This window comes from Acinetobacter johnsonii CIP 64.6, from assembly GCF_000368045.1.
In the GTDB taxonomy this organism is placed as follows: domain Bacteria; phylum Pseudomonadota; class Gammaproteobacteria; order Pseudomonadales; family Moraxellaceae; genus Acinetobacter; species Acinetobacter johnsonii.
Genome location: NZ_KB849230.1, coordinates 215,697 through 228,909 on the forward strand (window position 1 = coordinate 215,697; position 13,213 = coordinate 228,909).

Here is a 13,213-nt window from a genome sequence, read left to right on the forward strand (position 1 = left end):
ATCCATCTCATTTTCAGTGTTAAATCTTATTTTTAGGTATTCTTTGCCATTTTTTTCTATGGGCTAAGATGTATACATTTGGTATCTATGTCTTGATTTTACCTGCAATATTTGTTGCTTTAGAGCATAGTAAAGACATACAAATGAGTCGTATACTCAAGACTATCCCGACTTTTGTTTACGATGACAATAAAGAATAAAGGAGCACTTCAATGAGTTTAGTTGTACCTGCTGAAAAAACAGATGCTGTACATAGTGACGCAGATCGCGTTGAACGCATTTTAGTGGTAGATGACGATGTGCGTTTACGTACGCTACTCCAACGCTTTTTAGAAGATAAAGGCTTTGTGGTAAAAACAGCGCATGACGCAACCCAAATGGATCGTCTCTTACAGCGCGAACTGTTTTCACTGATTGTGCTCGACTTCATGCTCCCTGTTGAAGATGGCTTAAGTATCTGCCGTCGTCTACGCCAATCCAATATTGATACGCCTATTATTATGCTCACCGCACGTGGCAGTGACTCAGACCGTATTGCAGGTCTAGAAGCGGGTGCAGATGACTATTTACCGAAACCATTTAATCCAAATGAGTTGTTAGCACGTATTCGTGCTGTACTGCGCCGCCAAGTGCGTGAAGTTCCAGGTGCACCAAGCCAACAAATGGAAGTGGTCAGCTTTGGGCCATGGTCACTTGATTTATCTACACGTACCTTAACGCGTGAAGGTCAAGTCGTAACCCTAACCACAGGTGAGTTTGCTGTTCTCAAAGCCTTAGTACAACATCCGCGTGAACCTTTGACTCGCGACAAATTGATGAACCTTGCACGTGGCCGTGAATGGGGTGCAATGGAACGTTCAATTGATGTTCAAGTATCGCGCCTTCGTCGTCTTGTAGAAGAAAACCCTGCTCGCGCACGTTATATCCAAACGGTTTGGGGTGTGGGTTATGTGTTCGTTCCAGATGGCGCGGAATAATAAGCTCCAATAATGTAAACGTTCACCGAACTTATTGTCCCTAAAAGCCATTCGCTGCTGTTTGAGCCAATTTTACTTTCAAGGCTCGTCAACTTTATTGCGAGTTCAGCGAATGGCAAAAGTTTTGGTTACTTTTTAAAAAGTAACAGAATGAGCTCCTTCTATTACTGGTAAAAAACGGTAAGACTCTGCCGTGTATCTTTCAGTAATATTGATAAAAAATAGTCCATAGGAAGCTGGCGTGAAACTCGAACCCATCGACCCTCAAAAATTTACAGATTACGAAGCGTATTCAGAACGGAAACGCACACGCTGGGAACGCTTTTTAGATAAAATCAAGCCGCGCTCTGCTGCCATGCGTACCACCGTACTGGTACTCTTCATTGTGTTTTTCAGTTTATTTATGTCCTTGTGGTTCTTTTGGCGAACTCTATATCTTCCAGAAATCCAGCAACATGCTCGCTATCTTGCTGTTGAAATAGAAATTCTCAACAACCCCAATTTACGGATTTATCATCAAAATACTGAAGTCGATGTCGATGACTGGCTAAGAAGTCGTGTTGGCATTGAATACGTCACCGATCCCAAAGAATATCCTAATGTCAAAGATAAGGTCATCGCCGAATTCTTTACCAACCAAATTGAAGCTAAGCTGGCCAAAGAATTAAAAGTCGAACATGCCACGGTGTATTTTCAATTTAAACCTAGCCCGCGCATTTGGATTCAAACCCCTGAAATGAACGGCAACTGGGTCCGCGAACCACTGAAAACCTATGCCAACTACAGCCCTGAATTAATTTTCGGCTGGCTACTTGGCGTACCACTTATTGCAGCAGCCATTATTTTAACCTTGGTTCGTCAGCTCAATCGCCCGCTGCGTCGTCTGCAAAATGCTGCCAACAGTTATAGTAAAACAGGCACAGCACCATATTTAGAGACCAATCACGGCCCCCAAGAAATTCGTGAGGTCAACCAAGCGTTTAATCACATGATCTATACCCTAGATCAGACTGAACGTGACCGTCGGATTATGTTGGCAGGGATTTCACATGACTTACGCACCCCTCTGACCCGTATTCGACTCAGTGCGGAAATGATGCCCGATGATGATTTTTTAAAAGAGGGACTGATTTATGACGTTGAAGATATGGACGCGATCTTAAATCAGTTCATTTCCTATATGCGTGACGGCTCGGATGAGGAAATCCAAGACACCGATTTAAATATGTTGTTACAAGAATTGGTGGTGCAATTCAAACCGCTAGATATTCGTTTTGAACCCGCTGAATTACCGATTATTCAGGCACGTAGTCTGTCTCTTAAACGCCTGATTGGTAACTTGATTAATAATTCAAAACGCTACGGTGCTGAGCCGATTGAACTTTCCGCAACAGTGGAAAATGAACATATTTTAATTAGCGTAGCAGACCATGGTGAAGGCATTCCTGACGATCAAATTGAAGAACTTATGCAGCCTTTTGTGCGTGGCAATGAAGCCAGAACAGTTCAAGGCAGCGGTTTAGGTCTCGCCATTGTGAAGCGCATTGTTGATATTCACCAAGGTCAATTGGCCATTCATAATCGTGAACAAGGCGGACTTGAAGCAATTATTTCGCTGCCTCTTCATCACAATCAAGATGTTGAAATTTCCAGCAACAACCCACTCGAAAAATTAAAGCAAACCTTGGTTGAGCATTTTTAAACTTTGTACAATAGTTGATCAAACGATTTTGTTCAACTATTCAACAATTTAATTTTACCAAATATATTTCAACCACTTACAAATCATCGGAATCCCTTATACCCACATTTTTTCAAAAAATTAGACCTTAGCCTAACAGGTATGCACAATGTCGTTCTTGATCGGTACAATCGGTGCCAGATCCAGAATATTAACGAGAGTAAACCATGTCTTTAGATCGTATCCGTTTAGCTTCACTTCACGATAAAGTCATCAGTGCAGAAGAAGCGTCTGCTTTTATTGAAGATGGCATGATTGTAGGTATGAGTGGCTTCACTCGTGCTGGCGAAGCGAAAGCTGTACCTTTGGCATTGGTTAAACGTGCACACACAAATCCTTTAAAAATCACATTAATTACTGGTGCTTCTTTAGGTAATGACCTAGACAAGCAATTGACTGAAGCGGGTGTATTGGCACGTCGTTTACCGTTCCAAGTGGACAACACGTTACGTAAAGCAATCAACAATGGCGAAGTGATGTTCATTGACCAACACTTGTCTGAAACTGTTGAGCAAATGCGTAACCTTCAGTTGAAAAAGCCAGATGTAGCGATCATTGAAGCGGTTGCAATTACTGAAGATGGCGGCATCATTCCAACAACGTCGGTAGGTAACTCTGCAAGCTTCGCAATTTTCGCAGAAAAAGTGATTGTTGAAATCAACACCAACTTAAGCCCTGCATTTGAAGGCTTACACGATATTTACATCCCAACTTACCGTCCAACACGTCAACCGATTCCATTGACTCAAGTGGATGAGCGTATTGGTACGCACGCGATCAATATCGATCCTGCAAAAATCGTAGGTATCGTCATCAACAATGACTTGCACGACTCTCCATCAACAGTAACTGCACCAGATGATGAAACTCAAGGCATTGCAGACCACTTAATCGCATTCTTTGAAAAAGAAGTGGCTGAAGAGCGTCTACCTAAAAACTTAGGCCCATTACAAGCAGGGATTGGCTCAATTGCCAATGCTGTACTTACAGGCCTTAAAGATTCAAACTTCGAAGACCTCGTGATGTATTCAGAAGTACTTCAAGATTGTACGTTTGAATTGATTGATGCAGGTAAAATGAAGTTTGCTTCAGGTTCCTCAATTACCCTTTCAGCTAAATACGGCGAAAAAGTATTTAATAACCTTGAAGCGTACAAAGATAAATTGGTTTTACGTCCGCAAGAAATTTCGAACCACCCTGAATTGGTTCGTCGTTTAGGTATTATCGGCATCAATACTGCGCTTGAATTTGATATTTACGGTAACGTAAACTCAACTCACGTTTGCGGTACGAAAATGATGAACGGTATTGGTGGTTCAGGTGACTTCGCACGTAATGCACACTTGGCGATCTTCGTAACCAAATCAATTGCGAAAGGTGGCGACATCTCTTCAATCGTACCGTTTGCATCGCACATCGATCACGCAGAACATGATGTTGACATCCTGGTAACAGAACAAGGTTTGGCTGACCTGCGTGGTTTAGCACCGCGTGAACGTGCTCGTGCGATTATCGACAACTGTGCACACCCACTGTATCGTGATGCATTAAATGACTACTTCGATCGCTCATGTGCAAAAGGTGGTCATACGCCTCACCTTCTTCGTGAAGCGTTGTCTTGGCATTCTAACTTTGAAGAAACAGGTCACATGCTTCCTGTTCAAGCAGAAGCGAAATCTGCTTAATTTAAAGTTTAAAAAAAAGCGCCCTCTTGGGCGTTTTTTTATGTCTGATGAAAAGTGTAATAAAACACTTATCAAAATAAAAAAACTCAATTAATCTAAAGGCATCCAAAAAATAAAAATGCCAAGCTCATGTTCATTATTCGCCCCTATCTCGAAACAGATTTAGAAGATGTCATTGCACTTTGGGAGGTATGCGACCTCACTCGCCCTTGGAACAACCCTGAAATTGATATTTTTAGAAAAACCGCACAAAAAGATGGTTTATTTTTATTGGCCGTTAAAGATGAACAACTCATCGCCACGTTGATGGGTGGTTATGATGGCCATCGCGGCTGGATTAATTATTTGGCGGTACATCCACACTTTCAACGCAATGGGGTCGCAACCGCACTCATACAGCAGCTCGAGAAGCGCCTGATTGCGTTAGGTTGCCCCAAACTACAACTGCTTGTACGTAAAGAAAACATCGATGTGCAAAGCTTCTATGAGCAGCTGGGCTATGAGGAAATCGAAGTCGTATGCTTTGGTAAACGTCTGATTGCCGATTAAGCTTAGACACTCAATGCGCCGATACAGGTAGACGGCCCAATCTTAAAAAAATTGGAAATTTAAGCACAAAGACTTGGTTCGCATCATCATCCAACGCAAAGAATGCTTTGAACTCATATAAGGGGTCATCTGAATTTTTCGCTCGATAATGTTTCAGTGCAGACCATGTATTTAAATAATCCAACAATTGAGCAGCAGACCATTGAAACGACATCGACAATTCAGGCGTCGTTATTTCTTCAAAGGGAAAAGGAATGGTTTGATAGGCCTCGTCGATATAACGACGTTCGGCATCCCAATAGCCTTTCAAAGTCTTAAAATAAAGTCGTTCAATACAGCCCTGTAACTCAGGTTGCTGCAGCTGAATTAAACCATAGCCAATGACCGCCAAAACACCATCAGGACGTAAAGTCCGCCGCACTTCTGCATAAAAACCATCAAAATCAAACCAATGAATGGCTTGAGCTACCGTGATTAAATCAAAACTCTGCGCGGAAAAACTGGTGTGCTCTGCAGACTGAACTTGATAACTGACATTTTCAAAATAAGGTGCATGTTGTAACTGATGAACACTGATATCTGTCGCCACCACGGCATCAAAATGCGGCGCCAACAATTGAGTTAGTTGCCCCGAACCTGCACCACAGTCCCATGCAAATTGAGGAGTCGCCACATGCTTGAGTATTTCTTGAATCAAACTCGCTGGATAACTCGGACGTGCGAGTTGATAAAGCTGACTTCCTGACGAAAAGCGGTCTTTCATAAGCCATTCTCAGTCTTATTTTTGACTCAAAATTAGCACATTTTCCATTAACTAAAGCATGATGTTGTCCAACACCTTATACAATCCTACTTTTCATGGGACAAAAAAAAGCCCCAAACATTGTTTGAGGCTTTTTTGAATATGGTGGCGAGACCCAGGATCGAACTGGGGACACACGGATTTTCAATCCGTTGCTCTACCTACTGAGCTATCACGCCGATGCCGTGTATTAAGCCGTATCTCGGATGAATAGTCAATAAAAATCATCACTTTTTTATTTGATCGGATAAATTTCAGGCAAAAAAAATCCCTGATGGGATCAGGGATTGAAATCTTTAAATAAGATTTTGAATATGGTGGCGAGACCCAGGATCGAACTGGGGACACACGGATTTTCAATCCGTTGCTCTACCTACTGAGCTATCACGCCGATGTCGCGTATTAAACAGTTTAAGCGAAGCAGCGTCAAGTCCGTTTTCAAAAAAATCATTTGAGTGTTTACTTTTACAGCAAACCCAGCACCCTTCGTACATTTTTTGAGTCATCCTTTGTACTTAGAGCGCATCACCATCACTATTCATGAAAAAAAGCAGCCCAAAGACTGCTTTAAAAAAGCTTAAATTTTACCAATGTGCTCTAAGCAACGGTGAATCGCACCACAACCCGGCTCGAACACTTTGACACCTTTGGCCTCTTCCATACGACAGACTTCTTCAACCAGCCGCTCCGCAACCCCTCGTCCACGGTTAGCAGGATGTACTACGATGTATTCTAAGGTTTTATTTTCACCCTGCCCACTACACCAAATGGCACCAATGACTTTAGTATTAAATTCTGCGGTGTAAAGTAAGGTATACTGAGCTAGATTTTGCTCAAGTTGTTCTACGGCATCATGCCCATCGCCAAATTCAGGACTGGTGTCGTACAGTCGCTCTAGCTGGCTGCGCAACTCTTCTTTTTCCAGTGAAGTATAAGCGTGTACGGTAATAGGCATTGATAAACCCTCCTGAGCAATCTAATATGCGGTGACTTCGTTACGGCGAAACATTTTACATCAATTATTTGACGTCTTTGAGGAACGTGTCTATGACAGAACGTATCAGTGAAGTGGTAAGAAATACCAACGAAACCAAAATTCGAGTTCGTGTAAACCTCGATGGTACGGGTCAAGGCACGCTCAACACAGGTATTCCCTTTTTAGATCATATGATTGATCAAATCAAGCGACATGGCTTATTTGATATTGATATTGAATGTGATGGCGACTTGGAAATTGATGATCACCACACGGTTGAAGACTGTGGTATCACGCTTGGACAGGCTTTTGCCAAAGCTTTAGGTGACAAAAAAGGTTTACGTCGTTATGGTCATTTTTATGCACCGTTAGATGAATCTTTAAGCCGTGCTGTGGTGGACTTATCTGGCCGTCCAGGTTTATTTATGGATATTCCATTTACCCGTGCCATGATTGGTCGTTTTGATGTGGATCTATTCTCTGAGTTTTTCCAAGGCTTTGTGAACCATGCACTCATGACAGTACACATTGACAACCTGAAAGGTAAAAATAGCCACCACCAAATTGAAAGTGTGTTCAAAGCATTTGCGCGTGCACTTCGTATGGCCTGTGAAATTGACCCACGTGCAACCAACACCATTGCTTCAACCAAAGGTAGTTTGTAATGACCCGTATTGCCCTTCTTGACTATGGTATGGGTAACCTACACTCAGCAGCAAAAGCGCTTGAGCATGTTGGTGCAACGGTCGATGTGACCAATGATCCCAAGTTAGTGGCTCAAGCTGACAAAATTGTATTCCCTGGCGTAGGTGCTATGCGTGACTGTATGCAAGGCATGCATGAAGCAGGGATTGATGAAGTCGTTCGCCATGCGGCATTTAATAAGCCTGTATTAGCGATTTGTGTCGGTATGCAAGCGCTGATGCAACGCTCTGAAGAAAATGGCGGAGTCGATGCTCTCGGTATTTTTGAAGGCAGTGTGAAACGCTTTCCTGATGTAGACGGCTTGAAAGTACCCCATATGGGTTGGAACCAAGTTCATCAAGCCGATCCGAGTCATCCAATGTGGAAAGACATTGAGCAAGATGCACGTTTTTACTTCGTGCACAGCTTTTATGTTGAACCGAAGAACTCTGGCATTGTGGCGGCGACCTGTGACTACGGTTTAGAGTTCTGCACAGCCATTCATCAAGAAAATTTGTTTGCGACCCAGTTCCACCCTGAAAAAAGTCATACCGCAGGTTTACAACTGCTGAAAAACTTTGTGGAATGGAAAATTTAATTTATTCCAGCCTCTGTTTGATTGAAAAAGCTCAACTTCGGTTGGGCTTTTGTTTATCCAAAATTGATGCACCTAGACTCAAAATAAATCAGAAACAGCTTAAATAAATGAGGCGTGTGCCTCACTCCTATACATCTGAAGATATAAAATCTTTGCTTTACAGCAAACTAGTGTACTCAAGATGACTACGATGCCTTTTCATTGGCACCAAATTTGATTATTATTTGCCTGCTTTTTAGACATTTTTATTTATAAAAAACTTAATTTACAACGATAAGGTAAGTCACTATGACTCAATATGCACAAGAATCTGCGCTAAATGCCGCAGGTCGTTTCGGCCGTTTTTCATACCTTGCATGGAACTGTCTACTTGCCATTGTAGCGTCAATTATTCTAGGTATATTCATCGCCATCTTTCCTAATACTTTCGTGAACTTGGAAACAGGCAACTTCGGTGGCGGCATGATTTTTATCGTCCTGATCTATGTTGCGCTCATGTACTTCACTTTTGTATTTACTATTCGTCGCCTACATGACCGCAACCATACGGGCTGGTTATCACTGTTGATGCTAGTGCCTCTTGCCAACGTGATCCTAATGCTTTACCTGATTTTCGCACCAGGCGATGATCGTAGCAACAGCTATGGCTCACCACGCCCAACCGCAGGCTGGGAAGCCGTTTTGGCATGGATTTACATCCTGATTTTCGTTTTAGCGATTATCGGCGGTATTGCGGCTGGTTTTATGTCCTAAAATCACCTGTGCAAAACAGCCTGCCTAGGTCGGCTGTTTTGCTAAATCAACGCAAAAGCTTTAGGCTTAAGCAACAGTGGCATAGTTAAAGCATGATGGATTCTTCTTTTCAACACATCCTTCCCAGCAAAGTCGAAATTCAACAATTTCCTCGTTTTCAAAATTTGCCAAAACAAGCAATTCATGTCATTCAAAACTTCGAACAGTGTGAAGCAATCCGTGCTGAACTGGAACAGGTTTCCATCTTCGGTTTTGACAGCGAGTCCAAACCGACCTTTCAAGTGGGAGAAGTTTCCACGGGTCCGCATCTCATTCAACTGGCTAGCGTCGAGCATGCTTATTTGTTTCAAATGAGTCCACCCATTTTGAACTTCCTTGCGCCATTTTTGGCGAATCCCGCCCAACTCAAAGTGGGCTTTGGTTTAAAAAATGATGCCCATCTATTCCGCAAAAAAGGTTTTGAGCTCAAAGGCGTGGTTGAGCTGTCAAAATGCTTTGCAAGCTTTGGTTTGACCAACCCTGTCGGCATTAAAAATGCCATCGCCCTGCTGTTTCAACTCAACTTCCCGAAAAGCAAAAAAGTCAGCACTTCAAATTGGGCGAGGAAAATACTCACGCCTGAACAAGTTGACTATGCCGCTGCCGATGCCTATGCGGCGCTGTTGGTTTTTGAAGAATTGCGGCGTTTAGAGCGACTCCCAAAAGATATTTCCAAAGAATTAGAAAAAACAACAAAACCTTGTCGTCATGAAAAGCTGTAACAGATGCTTAGAAAATTGCCAATACTTTGCTAAGATGACGGACATTGATTTTATTTAAGATTTGGCTAGGAGCGAAAGCATGCTGATCATCCCTGCAATTGACCTGAAAGATGGCAAATGTGTTCGTTTAAAACAAGGTCGTATGGAAGACGATACGGTTTTTTCTGATGATCCTGTTGCAACTGCACAGCACTGGGTAAATGAAGGCGCGCGTCGCTTACATTTGGTCGATTTAAATGGTGCTTTTGCTGGTACGCCAATTCATAAACCTGTGGTTGAAGCCATTGCTCGAGCACAACCTGAACTGCCAATTCAAATTGGCGGCGGTATTCGCTCACTAGAAACAATTGAACACTACTTAGAAGCGGGTGTGTCTTTTGTCATTATTGGCACCAAAGCCGTTCAAGACCCTGAGTTTGTTGAAGAAGCATGTAAGAAATTTGCAGGTCATATCATTGTCGGTATCGATGCCATGAATGGCATGGTGGCCACCGATGGCTGGGCCAATGTGACCGATGTGAAAGCAACCGATTTGGCCAAGCGTTTTGCCGATGCAGGCGTATCAAGCATTGTCTATACCGACATTGCCCGTGACGGGATGATGCAAGGTGTGAACGTTGAGCAAACTGTTCAACTGGCACAATACTCTGGCCTACCTGTGATTGCATCAGGTGGTGTGACCAACCTTGATGACGTACGTAACCTCAAAGGTCAACCGGGTATTTTGGGTGCAATTACCGGTCGTGCAATTTATGAAGGCAGTTTAAACCTACGTGAAGCACAATTGCTGTTAGATGAACAATCGCTCTAATTGTAGAAGTTAAAAAAGAGGTCTTTTGACCTCTTTTTTATGCGCTAAATATCAGTATGTAAGATCTGCATCTTATTTAATAAATCGCATTACGAATAAACTTTAACGGTACAGTTCCACGGTTGATATATTGGTATTCGATGGCACTCGAAAACACAATCGACTCACCTACACCTAAGACTTTCATGTCACCCGCCAAATCCAAAGTTAGCTCCCCCTCCATCACATAGAGCATCTCACGCCAACCGACTGGGTCGGGTTCTGCACTATAGTGCTCATTTGGGGCAAGTACCCATGTCCACAGTTCAACTTTTTGTGTTGCTGCCGCCGAGGCCATTAATTTTGCTTCACTGTGTGCTTGTGTACCATGCCAAGCCAAAATATTGACCACCGCTTGCCCTTGCTGTTCAGGCGCAGCAATAATCTGTACAAAATCGACCTCAAGCACATCGGCAATCAAGCTGAGTTTCGCCAAACTAATATTGTCCTGCCCTGATTCAACTCCAGCCACCATACGACGGCTTAAACCAGCCAAATCCGCCAGTTGTTGCTGGCTCAAGCCTTTTAAACTTCGATAATGACGCACATTTTGACTGACGTGTTGTAGTACCGCAGGAGACTTCATAGAGATAAATCAAAAAAACATTGAGCAATATATTGCACATAAAAACAAAGCATGACAAGCTATGTGCAATATATTGCACACCAATTCTTTTATGTTGAATACTCAGCTCGGCTCTAAAGCACCTGTCATTGCACTGATTCTAATTACCTTTATTTGGGGCGGTACCTTCTTGGCCGTGAAATATGCCTTAAATTTCAGCTCCCCTATGTTCTTTGTGGGTTGTCGTTTCGCCTGCGCCGCGACAATTATTGGCTTATTTTCCTATCAGCATTTAAAGCACATTACCCGACAGGACTTGTGGGCAGGTGCACTCATTGGCTGTATGGTCACTATTGGCTATGGCACACAAACGGTCGGACTACAAACAGTCAGTAGCAGTGAATCTGCCTTTTTAACCGCACTGTATGTGCCTTTGGTGCCTGTATTGTTGTGGCTGATCTTTCGTAAAGTGCCCCATTTTATGATTTGGATCGGTGCGCTCTGTGCGTTTATTGGCTTAGTCTTACTCACAGGCAATAGTCTGAATTCAATTTCACTGAATTTTGGCCAGACCTTAACCCTACTCGGTGCAATCGCTATAGCGATTGAAATTATCCTGATTGGTTATTTTGCTTCAACAGTCGATATTGGTCGAGTGACGGTGATTCAACTGGCAGTTGCCTCTGTGCTCGCCTTTGCAGCCATGCCATTGGCAGGTGAACACCGCATTCCAGACTTTTCATGGCCTTTACTGAGTATCGCACTCGGCTTGGGTCTTGCCAGTGCCGTGATTCAATATGTAATGAATTGGGCACAGCGCTCAGTCAATCCATCTCAAGCGGCAATTATTTATGCAGGAGAGCCTGTATGGGCAGCACTATTTGGACGCCTTGCAGGAGAACGCTTAGCACCACTGGCTTTGTTGGGTGGGCTTTTGGTGGTGTTTGGCATTATGATCAGTGAATGGAAACCGAAACTGTTGAAATCGAAAAAGAACGTCGAACAGCTTTAGCCTATCTCCGAAACGCAAAAACGGCTGAATCGAGTGATCAATGGCCACGGATTCAGCAGTATCGTCAGGCGGTTAGAATGACACCATCTTGCCCGGATTAATCATTGCTCCGATTCCATACATGCTTTTGGCTATTGGAATGACCAACGGCGCCAGTGCACGACAAAAAGGAATGTTTTGATGTTGAATACGGGTCAACCTGTTTTTTATTGATACATCGGTTGATTGTCGTTTAAACGAATAATGCCTTTAATGGCACGATACACAATCCACACCCACGACAACCCAATCACAGACACGCAGAAGGTTGAAGCACCGAGTGCGACACCTGCGAAAGCGGTGGCATTTTCACCCGTAAAGAATAAGAAAATAAATGGCACAAAGGCAATCACGTTCCAAATCAAATACCACCAAAAGGTGCGAATCTGCCAAGTAAAATGGCTCTCAAAAATGGAACCACGCACAGAGCCACGCTTCACATAATTAATCACTAAAGCAATAATGGCTAAAATGCCTGCGGAAAAAATCGCAACGATATACAAAATATAAAGAATAAAAGTCAGACTACGATTCGGATCTTGATCGACTGAATAATTCATATTGTCCCTCATAAAGTGGGCTTGAACTTTAAATAGGCAAACTATTGAAAGGAGAAATAAGCCATAAAATTAAAAGAATATTGAATAGAATTGTACAAAAGTAAATCTTTCTAAAGGGTTGTTTTTGTGTTTTATGTCGTAGCTTTTGCTGCGCTAACCATGCTGCAGGCCAACCGCCCAAAAATGAAAGGAGATGCAGTGTATTTTCAGGTACACGGCGCTGTCCATTTTGTGCAGCTTCTTTGTCTTGTGCATAGAACCAATAACTGGCCGCATTCATCACACTAATCAACAGCAGCACCAATCCACTCAAACGCCCCAGGAGTACCAATAACGCCAAAAACACGATGTATGCCACCGACGTAATTTGCATTGGACTCCAGCGTTGACCCTGTTCGGTCTTTTTCGGGGAGACTTTTTGGGTACGGCTCTTTTGGGTTTGTGATGCTTTTAAATAACTAACTTGCTGTGCACGATAACGCCCTTGCGCATCCACAAGCACGTTGTATTCCAACGCACAGCCTAAAATAGGACGAGGACCTTGCCGAGCAAAATCCTTGATATGTAAAAACACGCGATCTTTGCTGTCATCGTTGGGCTGAATAAAGCCATAGCCTTTTTCATCGAACCATTCAACGAGTCGTCCTTGGTCACGCATTTT

General features: G+C 43.0%; 15 protein-coding genes, 2 tRNA genes and 1 pseudogene. 10 read left to right on the forward strand and 8 right to left on the reverse strand.

What is annotated here, in order from left to right:
• Positions 1 to 212: 212 nt before the first annotated feature.
• The 4 genes from ompR (at position 213) to F986_RS02185 (ending at position 4,952) form a co-directional block, all read left to right on the forward strand.
• Entirely contained in the window at positions 213 to 977 is a 765-nt protein-coding gene (gene ompR / locus F986_RS02170) for an osmolarity response regulator transcription factor OmpR (protein WP_004691545.1), read from the forward strand.
• A gap of 241 nt (positions 978 to 1,218) precedes the next feature.
• Positions 1,219 to 2,679, forward strand: coding sequence for an ATP-binding protein (locus F986_RS02175; protein ID WP_004691547.1), 1,461 nt, complete (start codon positions 1,219 to 1,221; stop codon positions 2,677 to 2,679).
• A 206-nt stretch (positions 2,680 to 2,885) separates the two neighbouring features.
• Positions 2,886 to 4,403, forward strand: coding sequence for an acetyl-CoA hydrolase/transferase family protein (locus F986_RS02180; protein ID WP_004691548.1), 1,518 nt, complete (start codon positions 2,886 to 2,888; stop codon positions 4,401 to 4,403).
• A 129-nt stretch (positions 4,404 to 4,532) separates the two neighbouring features.
• A complete protein-coding gene (locus tag F986_RS02185; protein ID WP_004691549.1) occupies positions 4,533 to 4,952 on the forward strand; it encodes a GNAT family acetyltransferase in 420 nt (139 codons plus the stop codon).
• A gap of 10 nt (positions 4,953 to 4,962) precedes the next feature.
• On the opposite strand, the gene F986_RS02190 is transcribed toward F986_RS02185, so the two are convergent.
• From F986_RS02190 to F986_RS02205, 4 genes are all read right to left on the reverse strand, one after another.
• Positions 4,963 to 5,715, reverse strand: a complete 753-nt coding sequence (locus tag F986_RS02190; RefSeq protein ID WP_004691550.1) for a class I SAM-dependent methyltransferase — start codon at positions 5,713 to 5,715, stop codon at positions 4,963 to 4,965.
• 142 nt (positions 5,716 to 5,857) lie between these two features.
• Positions 5,858 to 5,933 (reverse strand) — tRNA-Phe (locus F986_RS02195).
• Positions 5,934 to 6,069: 136 nt separating this feature from the next.
• Positions 6,070 to 6,145: transfer RNA gene (locus tag F986_RS02200), tRNA-Phe, on the reverse strand.
• A 186-nt stretch (positions 6,146 to 6,331) separates the two neighbouring features.
• Positions 6,332 to 6,709 (reverse strand): GNAT family N-acetyltransferase, encoded by a 378-nt coding sequence (locus F986_RS02205; RefSeq protein ID WP_004691552.1) that lies wholly within the window; start codon positions 6,707 to 6,709, stop codon positions 6,332 to 6,334.
• A 92-nt stretch (positions 6,710 to 6,801) separates the two neighbouring features.
• On the opposite strand from F986_RS02205, the gene hisB reads away from it, so the two are divergent.
• From hisB to hisA, 5 genes are all read left to right on the forward strand, one after another.
• A complete protein-coding gene (gene hisB / locus F986_RS02210; protein ID WP_004691554.1) occupies positions 6,802 to 7,395 on the forward strand; it encodes an imidazoleglycerol-phosphate dehydratase HisB in 594 nt (197 codons plus the stop codon).
• Entirely contained in the window at positions 7,395 to 8,012 is a 618-nt protein-coding gene (hisH, locus tag F986_RS02215; protein ID WP_004691555.1) for an imidazole glycerol phosphate synthase subunit HisH, read from the forward strand. Before hisB ends, hisH begins: the two co-directional genes overlap by 1 nt.
• Before the next feature lie 288 nt (positions 8,013 to 8,300).
• Positions 8,301 to 8,765 (forward strand): DUF805 domain-containing protein, encoded by a 465-nt coding sequence (locus tag F986_RS02220; RefSeq protein ID WP_004691556.1) that lies wholly within the window; start codon positions 8,301 to 8,303, stop codon positions 8,763 to 8,765.
• Positions 8,766 to 8,860: 95 nt separating this feature from the next.
• The gene (locus F986_RS02225; protein ID WP_017396911.1) at positions 8,861 to 9,526 is read left to right on the forward strand and encodes a 3'-5' exonuclease; all 666 of its coding nucleotides are present in this window, start codon (positions 8,861 to 8,863) and stop codon (positions 9,524 to 9,526) included.
• A gap of 79 nt (positions 9,527 to 9,605) precedes the next feature.
• Complete coding sequence (hisA, locus tag F986_RS02230; protein ID WP_004691558.1) at positions 9,606 to 10,337, forward strand: 1-(5-phosphoribosyl)-5-[(5-phosphoribosylamino)methylideneamino]imidazole-4-carboxamide isomerase; 732 nt, start codon at positions 9,606 to 9,608, stop codon at positions 10,335 to 10,337.
• A gap of 76 nt (positions 10,338 to 10,413) precedes the next feature.
• On the opposite strand, the gene F986_RS02235 is transcribed toward hisA, so the two are convergent.
• Positions 10,414 to 10,962: a helix-turn-helix domain-containing protein gene (locus F986_RS02235; RefSeq protein WP_004691559.1), complete on the reverse strand. Its 549-nt coding sequence runs from the start codon at positions 10,960 to 10,962 to the stop codon at positions 10,414 to 10,416.
• 91 nt (positions 10,963 to 11,053) lie between these two features.
• Between F986_RS02235 and F986_RS02240 the strand changes: the two genes are divergently transcribed.
• Positions 11,054 to 11,953, forward strand: coding sequence for a DMT family transporter (locus F986_RS02240; protein ID WP_004691560.1), 900 nt, complete (start codon positions 11,054 to 11,056; stop codon positions 11,951 to 11,953).
• 72 nt (positions 11,954 to 12,025) lie between these two features.
• Here F986_RS02240 and F986_RS18515 read toward each other — a convergent pair.
• The 3 genes and pseudogenes from F986_RS18515 to F986_RS02250 form a co-directional block, all read right to left on the reverse strand.
• Positions 12,026 to 12,190 (reverse strand): annotated as a pseudogene (locus tag F986_RS18515) (FAD-dependent oxidoreductase); the annotation flags it as partial.
• Positions 12,160 to 12,552 carry a DUF4870 family protein gene (locus F986_RS02245; protein ID WP_004691561.1) on the reverse strand — a complete coding sequence of 131 codons (393 nt, stop codon included), beginning with the start codon at positions 12,550 to 12,552 and terminating at the stop codon, positions 12,160 to 12,162. The pseudogene F986_RS18515 and the gene F986_RS02245, both read right to left, overlap by 31 nt.
• A 28-nt stretch (positions 12,553 to 12,580) precedes the next feature.
• Positions 12,581 to 13,210 (reverse strand): DUF1294 domain-containing protein, encoded by a 630-nt coding sequence (locus F986_RS02250; protein WP_004691564.1) that lies wholly within the window; start codon positions 13,208 to 13,210, stop codon positions 12,581 to 12,583.
• Between the last annotated feature and the right edge of the window lie 3 nt (positions 13,211 to 13,213).